Source organism: Mesorhizobium sp. WSM4832, from assembly GCF_055811115.1.
The window spans coordinates 1-15704 of the sequence record NZ_JBVVQH010000017.1 but is presented as its reverse complement, the minus strand read 5'-3'; the positions used below and the strand labels follow the sequence as shown (position 1 = coordinate 15704).

At 59.0% G+C, this 15704-nt stretch carries 10 protein-coding genes and 1 pseudogene; 3 read left to right on the top strand and 8 right to left on the bottom strand.

Annotated features, from left to right (window positions below; genetic code table 11):
* Positions 1–95: 95 nt before the first annotated feature.
* Positions 96–1649: an IS21 family transposase gene (istA, locus tag AC0L2L_RS22700; protein ID WP_473581309.1), complete on the top strand. Its 1554-nt coding sequence runs from the start codon at positions 96–98 to the stop codon at positions 1647–1649.
* Positions 1650–1665: 16 nt separating this feature from the next.
* Positions 1666–2431: pseudogene (istB, locus tag AC0L2L_RS22695) on the top strand (IS21-like element helper ATPase IstB).
* Between the two features lie 1006 nt (positions 2432–3437).
* On the opposite strand, the gene AC0L2L_RS22690 reads toward istB, so the two are convergent.
* The 7 genes from AC0L2L_RS22690 to AC0L2L_RS22660 form a co-directional block, all read right to left on the bottom strand.
* Entirely contained in the window at positions 3438–3893 is a 456-nt protein-coding gene (locus AC0L2L_RS22690; RefSeq protein ID WP_473581526.1) for a Ros/MucR family transcriptional regulator, read from the bottom strand.
* Between the two features lie 27 nt (positions 3894–3920).
* Positions 3921–5666, bottom strand: a complete 1746-nt coding sequence (locus AC0L2L_RS22685) for a CHAT domain-containing protein (protein WP_473581307.1) — start codon at positions 5664–5666, stop codon at positions 3921–3923.
* A gap of 6 nt (positions 5667–5672) precedes the next feature.
* On the bottom strand, positions 5673–6896 hold the full coding sequence (locus AC0L2L_RS22680) for a hypothetical protein (RefSeq protein WP_473581304.1): 1224 nt from the start codon (positions 6894–6896) through the stop codon (positions 5673–5675).
* Between the two features lie 5 nt (positions 6897–6901).
* On the bottom strand, positions 6902–8305 hold the full coding sequence (locus tag AC0L2L_RS22675; RefSeq protein ID WP_473581302.1) for a hypothetical protein: 1404 nt from the start codon (positions 8303–8305) through the stop codon (positions 6902–6904).
* Positions 8306–8307: 2 nt separating this feature from the next.
* Positions 8308–9555, bottom strand: a complete 1248-nt coding sequence (locus AC0L2L_RS22670) for a phospholipase D-like domain-containing protein (protein ID WP_473581300.1) — start codon at positions 9553–9555, stop codon at positions 8308–8310.
* Positions 9556–9723: 168 nt separating this feature from the next.
* Positions 9724–10806 (bottom strand): DUF2252 family protein, encoded by a 1083-nt coding sequence (locus AC0L2L_RS22665; protein ID WP_473581298.1) that lies wholly within the window; start codon positions 10804–10806, stop codon positions 9724–9726.
* An 11-nt stretch (positions 10807–10817) separates the two neighbouring features.
* Complete coding sequence (locus AC0L2L_RS22660; RefSeq protein WP_473581296.1) at positions 10818–11978, bottom strand: patatin-like phospholipase family protein; 1161 nt, start codon at positions 11976–11978, stop codon at positions 10818–10820.
* Positions 11979–12390: 412 nt separating this feature from the next.
* Here AC0L2L_RS22660 and AC0L2L_RS22655 point away from each other — a divergent pair, with 412 nt between their 5' ends.
* Entirely contained in the window at positions 12391–14874 is a 2484-nt protein-coding gene (locus tag AC0L2L_RS22655) for a hypothetical protein (protein WP_473581294.1), read from the top strand.
* A 5-nt stretch (positions 14875–14879) separates the two neighbouring features.
* Here the strand turns inward: AC0L2L_RS22655 and AC0L2L_RS22650 are convergent, their stop codons facing one another.
* Complete coding sequence (locus AC0L2L_RS22650; RefSeq protein ID WP_473581292.1) at positions 14880–15269, bottom strand: hypothetical protein; 390 nt, start codon at positions 15267–15269, stop codon at positions 14880–14882.
* Positions 15270–15704: the final 435 nt, after the last annotated feature.

Here is a 15704-nt window from a genome sequence, read left to right as displayed (position 1 = left end):
TAATTCCCGGACAGTTTTCGGGGCGGATATAACGGTCGGTTCTCGGGAGCGCCGTTCTGGCATTTTGCCCTCTCATCATCGGGTTGAGAGGGGCCATGCCAAGACGGAAGCAAGCGAGACGAACGACAGTGAAAGACCTACGATCAATCCTGCGGCTGACGCATGAGCAGGGCCTCTCGGTGCGTGCGGTGTCGGAACGGTTGAAGATCAGCAAGACTTCGGTTTCGACCTATCTGTTGCGGGCGCGTGAGGCTGGCATCTCGGACTGGCCGCTGCCGCCGGGCTGTGACAATGACGCATCGCTTGAGCGGCTTCTGTTTCGCCGGGTTGGCCGTCCGCCGCAGGATCTGGACGAGCCCGATTGGGCGATGATCTCGCGCGAGCTGAAGCGCAAGGGCGTGACGCTGACGCTGTTGTGGCAGGAATACCGCGCGGCGCACCCCGATGGTTATGGCTACACGTGGTTTTGCGACCGGTTCGGCGCTTTCCAGCGCCGGTCGAGCGCGACGTTCCGCAATCGCCACGAGGCGGGCGCGGTAATGCAGACCGATTATGCGGGCCACACCGTGCCCGTCGTCGATCCCGATACTGGCGTCATCTGCCAGGCTCAGATCTTCGTTGCGGTGCTGGGCGCGTCGTCCTTCACCTTTGCCCATGCCAGCTTCAGCCAGAAGCTGCCGGACTGGATCGAGGGCCAGTGCCGGGCACTCACCTTCTTCGGCGGAGTAACGAAAGCGATCGTCTGCGACAATCTGAAGGCCGGCGTCGCCAAGGCGCTGTGGTTCGAGCCGACGCTCAACCAGACCTTCGCCGCCATGGCAGAATATTACGACACGACGATCCTGCCGACCCGCAGCCGCAAGCCGCGCGACAAGGGCAAGGTCGAGGGCGCGGTGCTGATCGTCGAGCGCTGGGTCCTGGCCCGGCTGCGCAACCGGCGCTTCTTCAGTCTCGGCGATCTCAATGCCGCCATTGCGGTTCTGCTGGAGGATCTCAACAACCGCCCTATGCGCCATGTCGGCAAAAGCCGCCGGGAGATGTTCGAGGAGATCGAGCGGGCGGCGTTGTCGCCATTGCCCCCGGTGCCGTTCGAATATGCGGAGTGGAAATCGGCGAAGGTCCATCCCGACTACCATGTCGAGGTCGACCGGACGTTCTACTCGGTGCCGCACGCTCTGATCGGGCGGCGCGTGGATGTGCGGCTCACCCACCGGGTGGTCGAGGTCTTCCATGACCACAAGCGGATCGCCAGCCATGTCCGCCGCTCGCAGCGCTGCGGTCATGTCACCGTCAACGAGCACATGCCCAAGGCGCACCAGCGCTATGCCAACACGACGCCGGCGAACCTGATCCGGCAGGCAGCCGGGATCGGCGCCAACACCGCCATCCTGGTCGAGCGGATGATGCGCGACCGTCCCCATCCCGAGCAGGGATACCGCTCCGCGTTTGGCATCCTCTCGCTGGCCCGTCGCTACGAGTGGGATCGGCTCGAGGCAGCCTGCGCGCGGGCACTGACCATCAATGCGATCACCTACTCCTCCGTCAACGCCATCCTCAAATCCGGCCTCGACCGCGTGCCGCCCGCGGCCGAGCCGGTCAAGCCCACGCCATCGCACACCAACATCCGCGGCGGCTCCTATTATCAATGAAGGAAGGAAACCAACCATGCTGACACATCCAACCCTCGACCAGATGCAGGCTCTCGGCCTTGGCGGAATGGCCGCCGCCTATCGGGACCTGGCCGACCAGAGCAACGCCGACGATCTCAGTCGCGACGAGTGGCTTGGCCTGATGCTCGATCGTGAAGCCGCCATGCGTGCCGACAAGCGTCTGACCAACCGTCTCGCCGTTGCCAGGCTGCGCTTTGTCGACGCCTGCATCGAGAACATCGACTTCGCCGCGCATCGCGGGCTCGACCGGCGCAATACGCTGTCGCTGGCCCAGGGCGCCTGGCTGAAGGCGCATGAAAACCTCATCATCACCGGGCAGACCGGCACCGGAAAGACCTGGTTGGCCTGCGCCTTCGGACGTCAGGCCGCCCGGCTCGACCATTCCGTGCTCTACCTGCGCATGCCGCGTCTGTTCGAAGATCTCGCCCTGGCGCGTCTCGACGGCCGCTTTCCCCGTCTCATCGACAAACTGGCTCGGGTGCAACTGCTCATCCTCGACGACTGGGGCACCCACAGCCCAGCGTCTCGATCTGCTGGAAATCTTCGAGGAACGCTATCGCCGGAAATCGACGCTGATCACCGCGCAACTGCCGATCGCCCAGTGGCACGCCATGATCGGCGAGCCGACAATCGCCGACGCCATTCTCGACCGGATCATCCACAACGCCCATCGCGTCACCCTCGAAGGCGACAGCATGAGAAAGCAAAAAGCACCGCCGCTCTTGACCGGCGCCGAAAACGGCGAAATCAATCGCAAATGAGTTCAACCAGGCAACCGAGGGCCGACCCCATCCTGCTGTCCGCGACTTAGTGAAACTGCTGTCCGCGATTTAGCGGAACGACTGTCCCGTTTTTGCGAAATACGCAATCACGCTCAAGCGGCCGATGGAGAATGCAATATCGCACGTCATCTCGGGCAATGTTACGTCTGCACAATCTTTTTCACTTGGATTGGGCGCCCAGGTATCGTCCCAGGCGACCCGAAGCGAGATTGCCACATTCACTGTTCACTTCGACGACCTCCTGAAAAACCAGAGGCTGGCCGACGATGTGACCGATTGCAAGGGTCATGGGCCAGATACCGATACTGGGAGACCTCAAGATCAAAAGATTCATGGTGGCAAACCTCGGTACGGCAACCGTTCCTGACGTTCTGCCAAACAACGGCAAGGATTCACCCTTTGACGCGCTCAGCTACGAGACGACGTTTATCGTTACCCTCGCGGGCAGCGCGAACCCGTCTTTGGAACCTTGTCCAGTTCACCGGAAACAACGCCGGCAACAATCCTTTGTTCAACGCGATGCGCAAACGGACCCAGGACGTGCTGATCACGATGGGCCCGATAGACAGCAAGGACGCTGCGGCACTTTATGAGGCATCTTTGATTGGTGCATACATACGCTCTGCTGCGAGCAACCCGTGAGGACCAGATGCGATTTCCCAACATCTACCTGCGACATACAACGATGCATTGGCTTTTGGGTGCCACTCAAGCTACCAAGGCTGAGATAGAAGACTTTATCGCCTCGTCTCCCGGGATACGACAGCACCGCTCTCCTGTAGTCGACTGCCGCAAACGCGCAAACGCGGGCAAGCCATGCCTCTGGACGACGGAGAACGGCCAGCGCCGGGCGATCAGTATTGCGTGAATGGAGAATGCAGCGGCGCGTTTTTCGCCAGCTCAAAAGACGAATAACCAGTCCTCCAAATGACGGTCCTTTCCGAGCGCGCCGTACACTATGGGCGCCTAATCGAACAAAACTCTATTAGGATTTGCGTCGTCGCGCCGCTTTGTGAGGAGGTGTCTTGTTTGACTTCCGGCCGAGACCCGCCGATTTTGCTAGGGCGGAACGTTGAGCAGCATAGCTTGGCGCCACCATCGGGTAGTCGCTGGCAAGCCTCCACCTTACTCGATATTCCTCGGGCGTGAGCCCGAAATGCACGTTTAGATGTCGCTTGAGGGATTTGAACTTTCTGCCGTCCTCTAGGCAAATGATGTAATCGGGAAACACAGAGCGCTTTGGATTGACCGCCGGCACGGGGTCAGGCTCCGGCGGGGCAATAGATTGTCCGATCCCCTTAAGCGCCGAGTTTACACTGGCAATCAGATCGGGAAGGCCCGCAGCGGGCGTCGGATTATTCTGGACGTAGGCCGCAACTATATCTGCTATCAAAGCCAGCAAGTCGGCGTTTGTCTGCCCGGCCGAAGTTTCCGGCATCATAATCTCCAATTGCTGGCTCCTACGGGCTCACGCCAGAAAGGCATACCCGTCAAGGCTGGAGTAGAAACGATCGGGGTCGGCTTCGATATCCAATTCGATGACTGTCAGGACGCGGGCGCTCTGGGTGCGGTCCTTGACCTTCATGCGGAACCGGGCGATCTCGTACTCGCCCGCCTGCCATACCGCACCCGCTGATACGTTCTCGATCAATATCTCCAGCACGCCAGCGGCATCGTTGGAGAGCGGCGCCTTGGGGACATTTTCACCTTTTGCCGCAGATATGAAGTCGAAGGCGGCCTCCTCGAAGCTGATCTTGGCCCGGACCTTGTTGATTCGTGCTGCAGCGCGGAGCCTCGCGGAGAGACCAAACTCAATTTCGTCGGCCGCGTCCGGCCGACCACCCCTCAATCTTATCGCATTTCCCATAATGTCGCTGATCTGCGCCAAAAAGCCATCAATCTTCGCGACGATCGACTGCCGAAAGTCCGAGGCGACTGCCTGCACCGCCGCAGGCTGCATCTTGAGATCCTGCAGACTGCCAAGATAGGCCTCCACCTGGATTTTGAGCGCCATGATCTTCTTCTCATCGTCCGGCGGAAGTGTTTCGTTTTGATAGGTTCGCACCTCGAAAGGACGACCGTCGTTGCAGCGCCAGTAAAGGACCGGGTTCGCCCACCCAGGAGATCCTATCGACGTCGTTGCGGCGATCTGGGATCGGGCTTCGGTGACCGCCTCGTCGATAGTGGTACCGGGATTAAGCAGCGCCCCGTAAAATCTGCCGCTGAACGACACTGCCGCCGCCGATTCCAAATCGAACTGCATGGCGACGACGGCCGACACGTTCGAGAGACTTCCCGGGCTGACTAACCGCTGCGCTATTCCGTTGAATGCAGTGGTTGCATACGGGGCTCCCGCGATCTGAGGGGGAAGCGCTGCTGTCGAGCATCCGGTGATGACGACGAGATTTACAGAAGGGCAATTCTTTAACATCGAGTCAAACGTGAATGCGTCGAGGGGATCCAGGCCGCCATCCTCCGCCTGAAGGCAAAGAAACGCGCGGGGCGTAGGATCCCCGCCAATCTGCCCGATGCCTCCGTGCCCTACGAAGTGCAGGACGTGGTAGCCGCCACTCAACAGCCGCTTGTTCAATTCGCCACGCGTCGGTGGGGTACACTGATCGATCGATACAAGACGGTTCGCGTCCAGTTCCTTCAACGCCTCCCTGACGGTAGCCGTTTCTTTCGCGATGTCGGCCGGCGGCCACCCTTGTGGGCTTGCCGCAACCAGCAAGATACGCAGTGGTGGTGAGAGCGGAACGGTCTGCCGGTCCGGCTTCGCGACGAGGGTCCTGCTCACCGGCGTCCGCATGGCTGAGGCATAGAAGCCGCTTGCAGGTGTGTAGATTGTCTCGAAAGGAATTTCGGACAGGCGAACGCCTTGCTGCGGTCCGTCTAGCGAAAGAGTGGAGAATACGATGCGCAGGGTCCGATTGTTGCCTGAAGATATCTGAAGTGCTGCGTCGAGAGCTGCATGCACGGCAGGATTGGTGACGGATTTGTAGACCGCTTCACCGATACGCTGCATTTCCCCCAAGTTGCCCCCATTGCCAAAGTTTGCGTTGTTGCGGATCGCTGCTAGGTCCGCTGCCTCGAATACGGCCTCCGGCTGCCCCTTCGGTCCGGCGGTCGCGGCTATAGGTGTTTCGAGTATCTGAAGCGCCAACTGTCCGTCGATGCTTGGTGTTATCTGCAGCCTGAACTCGTCATACGGCATCTGTAGTCACTCCGATTCGAAGCGGGCGGCAGTGGAGGAGAAGGTTGAGAAGCGCGACCGCTCTTCGTCATAGCTTTCTCCCAAGGCCTTCCCCATCTCGGTATCCTCGAATGTTTTCAATTTTTCCTGCAAATCAGTAGCCAGCCTGGCAGCCAGTTGGGCTTGAACCTCGGCCGCGTGCTGCATCGGGTCGATCGTATTTCCGACTCTCAGGGGCCTGTAGCCGTCCTCTCGGATCACCAGCGAGAAACTCTCGGCCGGGGTCAATGTCCCAGCCCCCGCAAGCTGGGCAACGGCGGCGTTGTATGCGCCGAGAACGTTTCCCCGTTCGGCTATCAACGCGGAGTAGAATTTGTCCCAGAACGCAGCGACACCGGCCTCGTCGACGTCCGACCGGTTGACGATGCTGGTGGGAAGGCGAACGGACTGCGGTGCATGGGCAAAGCTAACCAGTCCGGATATGTCATAGTTGCGCTGCGAAAAACCGGTGCTGATGCACAGCAGCCTGGTCGATACAGGCAGACCACGGGACACCTGCGAGGCGCGGATCCAGTTCGTCAACCCGGTTGTCTCGTCGCGCAGAACGACGGAGCCTTCGCCGCCCACGACGCCCCCGTGACCCATGAAGTGAATGATATGTGGATCGAATTCTTGAACGACCTCCATCACGCCCGTTCCGGTCGCATCCCTGACTTCCCTCACAAGGTAGAACTGCGGATCCGCAGAATCCCGCAGGATCGACCTGTCGAGCTCATTGAAGGCGAGATCGTCGTGCGCGTTAGACGAAACAAGCAGCATGCGGAGCGGCGGTACGACCGTGAGGGGCGGCGGTCTCAACGACGACGGCACGAGACGGGCGACCGCGAATCCCACCGGGTTGAGGTTCAAACGCAGAAGCGATTCCCAAGGCAGGAGGTCGACCCCCACGTTTCCGCTTTGGATCATGAGTTGGACCGGTTCATTTGCCTTCAAGACCTTTTGTTGGGCCTCCGGCGGCACCAATCCCCACAGCCAGTCTGCAGCCGGCCCCGACGACGACCGCTCGCTCGACCACGGCGGCAGGCTGACGTGCGTTCCTTCAAATGCCGGCAGGGCGGACATCTCCTCCTCTGAGGCGGCCCATGCGACAAAATAGGCTTCGTCTGAGCCAAAAACCTGCTCGGGAGATATGGAAGAGCCCCTCGCATTTGGCAGGCTGCTTTCGCGAGTGAAGCGGACGATCAGATCCATCTTGGTCATCCTTCCTGTTGTTGCGGCGACCTATTCAACTCTTGCGATACGAAACGATCAATCCTGGACTTGCGGGCTGCGGGGGGAGAAGTGAGCGGATCATTTATGCTGCGTTTGCCCTTGGGAGCATTTTGGTCGAGAAGCTGGATAGCGTTGGTTGAGAGGGTATCTATCTCTGCGTCGAGCGAGTTGTTCGCGATGGCGTTGTTGATCGCGATTCTCACCGCCGAAACAGCGTGGCGGGGAGCGATGCCGAATTTGGAGTTGAGTTGCCTTAGCGAGGTGGCGCCCTTCGTGATCGCGTCCTCGTGCTCCTTCGAGTACTCCACTAGGGAACGCAACGTCGCACCCCCCATAGCAGGTATCGCCGAATCCATCACTCCAGCGATGACCAGCGGAATGTCGGACAGGTAGTCGCTCAGAGCCGCAGAATCTTCGTACATCGGCTTCCAACCGGCTTCCAGCGCGTCTGCATGCTGTTCGAGCGCATTGCGGAAGGTCGCGTCCGGCGAGGCCGCGCCCATACTCCTAATGTATTCTGCGCACAGTATTACTCGGACATAGTGATTTGGGTGTGCATCACCTGGGATAATCTGAGTCACCTGGTTCGGAGGCAGGATCAGTATGTTGCGCAGCATGTACGCGAAGGCAGGACCCGAAAAATGCAGTGCGAGCAAATCCGGAAATATCTCTGAGGCCCATCCCAACCAACGCCTCTGACGAGGCTGCGGCAACGCGGCGGCTTCCAATGCCTTGGAAAGATTCGCCTTGATAGCCGGGAGCAACTTCAGATCGGCATCGATCTCGTGGCCGACTTCGTGACAGATAGAAAGGAATTCCCACACGTTCGCCGTCTGATCGTAGGGCACTTCCACCACGGGAATCGGAAGTGTGTTGCCTGCGAGTTCCTCGCTTTGCCCGTCATTCGGACGGGTACCGCGGGCCCAGGTCATCGCAGAGAGCTCCGGACTGAGGTAGGTGAGGGGCGGCTCTCGCACGTCTTCCGCGGCGATCCATCCCTTCGCTTTTGCGGCACCGATCGCGGCGTCATAGCAGTCGATCGCTATGATGTCGGCCGCCCGCAGGCGCTTGCTGAAGCGATTGGACTTGCGCTGGTCAAACTTCCTACGGAAGAAATCCCAGGCGCGTTGCGCGGCCGCGATCGCCAGCAAAATGTCGTACAGGGCGGATTCATACGAGGACTGGTCGTTTTCAGATGGCAGGTTGGCGAGCAATGCCTCATACCGACTGCGAAAGGTCGCGATCAAATCCGCGATCGCTTCCATCTGGCTCCAGTGTAAATTCGAGTCGAGATCTTTCTCGGCGAGAGTCTTCCACTCCTCGACTTCCGCCGGCAGTTCCTTCGTTCGCCGCTCGAGCTCCCGTCTTCTGAGGAGCAGAAGATTCATTTTCAGACGATCTCCCCGCCGGTCACTTCGAGCAGCTTCTTCTTGACGTCGTCTGCAGCGATGCCTTCGTCCCAATCCTCGTCGAAGACCTGGGCGTAGTAGCCGGCTAGATGCCTTGAGGTCAGCAATACGCCCGCCTCGCGCGCCTTCGTAATCGAATTGGCGCTCCAGTTTGTCGAGGAGACCGCCACATGTGTGCGGTCGACTATGACGCCCTTGTTGTGGAGGTGGGTGAAGAATTTGAGGTTCAGCGCCTTCAGGCAATCCTTGAGCCCGACCGCGTCCAAGGTCTCTACGGTAAGGTTCCAGTTCTTCGGGAACGTGGCGCTCGCCATGATCCGCACGTCGACGCCCTTCTCGCGGCGCTCGGCGACGATTTGGAGTAGATCGTCGACCTTGTCGCCCGCCAGGATGTACTGTTGCTGAAGAATGATGCTCTCCTCGGCTTTCTCCAGGCGATCCGAGATGACGTCGAAGTAGTTATCGGGCGAAAATATCGGCATCACATCTGTGGAGCCGTCGAACTTGTCGATGTCGAACATTTTCTTCGGCGATGAAACAAGCTCCGCAGGCACCATCAGCGCCTCGACAATGTCGTCTTCGTCGACCGATACTAGTGCGCCGGGTCCACCGAGATCGGGGATGTTCCAGTCGGCATCGAACACGGAGGTGAAGAACTTAGAAACTTCCGCGTCATCCATGCGGAGCATCCATTCGCGATTTCCCTTCTTGAAAGGGTCTCCCTGCTCAATAAGCGGTATCGAGGTATTGGCCCAGTTTGCGCTCTCGACGACGACGGTCCTGCCGTCGATCACGACGAACTTTTGGTGGCAGACGGTAAAAACGCCACGCCCGCCGCTTGACGGCGCCGGCCTGACCTCGAAACCGTCATCATCGAGCGCATCAAGCACATCGCGCTCTTCGGAATGGGTGCCCCCACGGTCGTACATGAGACGGATTTTGGCACCCTTTTCATGCGCCTTCTTGACAAGTTCGACCATGTAGTCGGCATGGATCTCATAGACGTAGACAAGCAGCGTATGCTGGGTCTCCTCTAGGGCCGCAGAGATCAATCGGTACGTACAATCGGGGCTTACGCCCGCCTCGAACGACGAGACCCTCAGGGGTGTGGTTGGAAAATTGATCTTCGGGATGCGAGTCGGTTGGAATTTCCCAAGCAACTGGCCTTGCTGAAGTGCGTCGACCTGATCGGCGACCTTCTTCAAGCGCGCGAAATCGATCTGAACCATGACCCCCCCCCCTTGAATTTGGCCGTTCAGCATCGCTGCCCTATGCAACACCCGCATGACGGACCGCATTATTGTGGCAAAACACTGTTCCAGCGCATACTGAAAGTATGAAAACAATCAAATGAATTTTAGAAATAGAAATACATTCTATGCTTGTTCTCGCAAAGATCAATCCCTTTCTTTCTTTTTGGTGACGCCGGCCGCCAACCCCCACTCGGCGAAGTCCGCCTCGACGACCGACGCGGCAACCTTCGTGGCACCGCTTAGCCAATCGGCGTCTCTGTGTTCGAGATCGCCTAAGATCGCTTCGACGAGATGTGGCGTCGAAGCATGGATCGAACCGATCTCCGAACCCATGGCTCTTAAAAGCATCCCGTCGAGCCTGCGGTCGAAGTCTGAGCCGCGCTCGATCTTGCGTGTGTCGGCGGCGATGCGCCTGACTATGAACCCATGCGCCGCGTGCAGAAACGGATCCGGCGCTCGCGTAGGAGCGTTCGCGATGTCAACGAATCTGTTCGTTCGGCCGGCCTTCCCCACTGCGAAATCCCATCCGGATGGGAGGAGCGCCTTGGCTTCACGAGCGATGCGGCCGCCGCGCCATTTTGCAATTGCGACGAAGCGTGGCCGGCCGAGGCTACCCCCTCCCTTAGTGAGCCGTGCGAAGCGCTCGATCGAAGCACGCGCGGGAAGGCTCCCTAGCAGGGCCGACCTCGCATCCTCCGAGGGCTCCGCGTCAGGACGCGCGTCAATATCGTCCCAGAACGACTTTCGGTCCGCGTCGCTGACGGCGACATAGTTCCGCATCCACATCTCTTTCTCGTCGAGCAGCGTCGGACCAGGATCGAGCAGCCCCTCGCGATAGCCGTCGACAATCGCGGCGCTAGCGCGGCGGTGCTCAATACCTAGACCAGCGAGGCGGACGCTCACCGCGAGTCTAAGGATGTCAGATGCATAGGGGATTTCCGCTGCTTCGTCGTTATCGTTGATGCCCCAGACCAGTCGCGCTTCGGCGTCTCGCCAAGTCCCGAAGTTCTCGATATGGACGTCGCCGACAGCGAGGGGAGCAGGCAAGTCCATGATCTCTGGCGCCGCCGAACGGACTGTGTGCGCCCATCTGAAGAACGTGGCCCTGAGGAACAGGAAGGCGTTCCTTCCCATGCGTTCGTGCTTGGACGCAAGGTCCGTCTCAACGAGGCTACAAACCGTCCGCATCCAGTTTTCGTATAAAGTATTCTGCTTGACGAAAGACATCGATTTGTCCGCTAAGCGACGTTCGGGAGCCGGTTGAAATTCGGAGCAATAGGATTGGGTATCGGAACCCTGCTGGCCGCGAGCGCTGCTGCGGTATGCGCGTAGCCAGCACGGACCAGCAGTTGCCTTGTCTCCCTCGGAAACTTCGTCAATCGCGTCGGCACCCGCGCCGCGTCAGCGCTCATCTGCGGCGTGAACCCGAGCGGATTGCCATTGCCATAGCTGTCTACGATCTTGTCGATCCCCCAATAGGCCACGGTCCTGGCCTGCGATGTTTCAAGGCCATGCAAGATGCGAATCCGGGTGTTAATACCTTGTTGCAGAGAGACATCGAGCACCCTGCGAAATTGAGAGTACCAGTTCGTGAATGGTCGGGCGATCGGTTGCGTAACCGCTCCGCCGTCGCTGACGAAAAGCATCCTATAGCGCTTCCAAATCGGTTCGAGACCCAGATTGTCGTAGACGCCGCCGTCGGTCAGGAAAAGTCGCTTGGTGAACCCCGACGCCGTCAACGTTGTCGGTTCGCCCCACGAATTGATGCTGGACTTGGGCGGCTTGATCCTGGTGGGCGAAAGTAAGGGAGGAAAACCAGCCGAGGCAGCCACGGCAAGAGTCAGCTTCAGATTGGGGTCAGTCCACTTCCCCACTCGCCAATCCGCCGCGTATTCCTTGGCGAAACGCCACAGCACGCCGGTCCGCAGGCTCGTGGAGGTGAAGACAAAGTGGGGGCGATCGGGAAGATCCCTCAGCGTCTTTGAATGAAACACTGTTCGGTCATAAGCCCACGCCGCTAGGTTGGCGGCGTGCACGAACGGAATGAGGCCTAGCAGGATCGCCGGCACGTCGACCTGCTTTCTGGCGAGCCGAAGCACGGGGTCCGAAACCTTCGCATTGAAATTAGTGGCGACGCCGTTCGCAAAACTCAGTTCCGACCAACCCGCGGCTAGGATGCCCGCGGCGAGCGATCCGCCCGAAACACTCGATATCCGGTCGATGGCCGGCAACAAGCCGACTTCGTTCAAGCGGATCAGGCTTCCCAAGTGAAACAGCATTGCGCGAAAACCGCCGCCCGACAGGCAAAGTCCAATGCCGTCTTCAAGCTTCGGACCTCCCAAGACGTCGGTGACCTCGAAGGGCGCCTGTTCAGGATCGTGCTGCATCTCGTCGGACATCGAGGATCCTCTAATCGCAAGGGGGGCTACCGAATAGGAATGTTTCCAGCGGAGTGAGCAAGACCCTATGGTGTACCCAGAATTCCACGTCTGCTAGGAAAATGCGATGGCGAAGCCAGTGATGATCACGTGAATATTCAGTTGGGAGTAACTTCGGGTAATAGTATTGATATGCATTTGCCTGCGAGCAGGCAAGGATTGCCACGCCGCAATCGATAGCCGACCGGCTGATACAAAGCCAAAGTTAAGGGGGCGTTGGTTGGTGTGCCTAGCATGTCCGTGCTCGATTGGGGAAGACCGATGAGCCGTGTTGCTTGTTTATCGCGCGACTCTGTCGCGTTAAAAAATCGGCGCAGCGGCTGAGGCGTCAGGACTTGGGAGAAGTGCAATTGGATGTTGGGAAGCGGGAACAATGAGCATTCTTCCGATTGCCAAGAGAATGGCGTCCGGAATGCAGGTATTTGTTTGCGGCGCTTTCGCTTGGGCGTGGCGCCTGAAGGCTGCAATTCTGAGTATAACCCTCGGGGTTATGATCATGGGCATTTTTCCAGAAGCGCGGGACCTCCTGCTTGATCGGTTTTCGCTCTGGAAAATGGCTTTCCTTGCTGCTCTCATTGTTTTGCTTTGGGCGCTTCCTCTTCAGGCATCTGTCAGGCGGACGCTCGGGAGACACGGTGTTGTGTTCGGGTTCATTCCTCGAGTTATAGCAGCGGGCGCGGGCCTTGGGTCATTCTTGGTTCTTTTCCTGGGCATCCTGATGACGAACGCGGCCATCACCAAATGCGAGGACATTCGCACCACGCCCGTAATGGAGGACTGCCTAAAGAATCCTCACGTCCAAGATCTGTATACCCTTGACAGTATCCAAGCAGGCCGGCTGCAACCGAAAGCCATGCAACGCTCGGTGGAGGCGACGGAGGCCGTCAATGGGCTGGCGGCATTGGCTGGCGCGTTGGTCGTCGGTGCCTTGATCTTTGTTGGTATAGCGGTGGTCGGCCGAAACCACACTTCGGCGAGGATCGAAGGCCGCGCATCTCAATTTGCGGACCAACTGCGCATCAAACCAGCGCCGACGGAGATCGCGCTGGGGGTATTGGCGATTATTGTTGTCCTTAGCGCCTTTGTCGCTCCGTTTTCCTTCGCCGAGGTATTCAGCCGGCTCGCGCTGCTGCCCCTTATCGCAGGAAGTTGGCTCGCCCTGCTAAATGGGATCGCTTCCTTCCGAAGGTCCGTGCGCTGGGGAATTGCGTTGGGGTTCTTCGCGTTGCTGCTGTCCTCGACGTTTCTGTCGCGGTTCAACGACGTACGGACTTACGTGTCTTCGCGATGGGATGCGGCGCAGAAGGATGGGGCAGACGCAACGGCCTTTCGACAGATGTTTCTCGAGGACGCGGTCGAGAAATGGATGGTCGCGAACCGTTGTGAGAAGGATATCGTCCAATGTCCACGGCCGGTCCTGGTGGCAGCCGAAGGAGGTGCCAGCCGGTCGGCATTCTTTGTCGCGACGATGCTCGGCGCCTTGTTGGACTATACCCGCGCCAAACCCGAGACCTACCATGATCTCAGTACATCATTGTTCGCCCTGTCCGGTGTCTCCGGGGGAGCGTTAGGCGTCGCGAGCTTAAGAACGGCCCTGGCTGATGCGGGCGACGACCATGCCCCTCCATGCAAGGTCTCCGATAACACCTGGTTTGCCGATCGGCCGGGAGAGGCACCGTCTTCGCACCGGGATTTTACCAAAAGCTGGCGCGCATGCCTGCAACTTCTGACAACTGGCGATTTTCTCACCCCCACTGTGGTCGGCCTTGTGCTGCGAGACAATTTCGGTTTGCTGGCTTCGATGGATCGGTCCGCGCTGCTCGCGCAAGCAATCGAGAGGCACTACAATCGTGTGGTCGGTTCGGGCTCAACTGGGTGCGGGGAGGGGAAGGACGAACGAGGATTTTGTCGGCCGTTCGGATATCTTGCGAGCGAGAAGCGATGGTTGCCTCTGCTTGTGCTGAATGCGACTGATATCGACACCGGGCGCCCCGTGCTAATTTCGGATTTCCAGACCCAAGTTGCGAAATGTGATCAGAACAGCTGCCCTCCGTTGTTTCGAGCGGCACACAACGCCTTCGAGCTTACCGCCAGAGATCCGAGAACGAAGCCCGAGCCGCCGTCGGATGTGCTGACGGCCTTTGTGGCTGGAGGACTGGGGAAGGCCAAAGACATACGTCTTTCCACCGCCGTGGTTTTGAGCGCACGGTTTCCGTTCGTCACTTCGGCAGGTCAGTTGCGCTTTGAGAACGAGCACCGAAGCATCATCACGGGGCGGGTCGTGGACGGAGGCTACTTCGACAACAGCGGCCTTGAGACGATTAACCATCTGCTCCCCTACCTTCATGCCAAGCAACTCAAGCCCCTGGTGATTTATCTGAGGTCATCGCCATGGTACTCGCAACGCTATGATCTGGCGGGCAGTCCCATACTCGGATCGTCGCAGGACCAGCTGTGGGAAACTAAGCTCAGCGCCTGGCAGGGAAGCTCTTGGGACTATATGGCGCGGCTCCTTGCCGAACCTCTCGAGACCCTCAACATGGCGCGGACTGGGCACGTGGAGGCTGCCCGCGAGCAATTGCAGCGACTGAAAGAAGATTACGGAGACATAGAGATTGCAGAGTTGAAGGTAATGGATCCGTTGCGGCCGCTTCACGGGGGCAAGGGACGGATCAGCCTTTGCATCGATCTTCCGGCAAAGAACCCATTCGGAAGAGCAAGTCTCTACACCCCGGTGATGAGTTGGTGGCTGTCTCCCCTTGCGCAAAGTGCCTTGGACGCCCAGCTGTGCGACTTCGACAACACCTGGATGGTTGTGCGAATCCTGAAAGCCCTGGCGCTCAATCACTCCCGCTGAAGCTTTCATTGCGGATTGGGGGAAATCTCGATGACAGTGGGGAAAGGGCCAGTGGCCAACGCGCGCTCTTCACCTTCCTGAAAGACCCGGACACGGCGTTTGCGGAGCCCTTCCAGCGGTGTCGACAGCACGGTCTCGACGCCAACGGTTTGATGTGCGCGCAATGAGGCTCGCAGCCAGACCATTATTCTTTTCACGGCCTCGAGATTGGCCTGCTCCAGCGGCAATCCTTCGCTACCGACAATACGCTCAGTCAAAAGATCCGGATTGATGATCCAGACCGAACGACCGAAATCCTCGATAAGCGTCGAATCGTAGAAGGTGCTCTTGCCAGAGCCATTCGGGCCCGCCACCATCCACAGTCGGGGCGGATTAGCCCTTGTCGTCGTCGGCATTCCCATGCCCGGCCATCAGCTTATTCTCACGACGCGCGCGGGCAACAGACCTCGCGAATGACTCAAGGAGATCTTCGCTGAATGACGCGCTTTCCGGGTTACGAGCCGGCCTTGACCCGCTTGCCCTGAGCGCTCACCACTTGTCTTGAATCGAGTTTTCGCCGGGTCTTGCTCACGCGGCTTATCGGCTTTTCTACGATCTTGACCATCTCAACCTCAAAAGCACTTCGGATGGTTTTGTGCGAACTTAGTCGTCGTGTCCACCTTGCGGTGGTAGCAGGCCTCGTTTGGCGGACCTCTCCAGGATCGAGGCAATCTCATCATCACTGAGATCGTCCACCTCGGATACGCCAGCTATCTGCGGATTCCGACGTGAAGCCGGCCGCCATTCCGATCAAACACCGGCCACCATTCCGGTATGAAGCCGGCCACCAT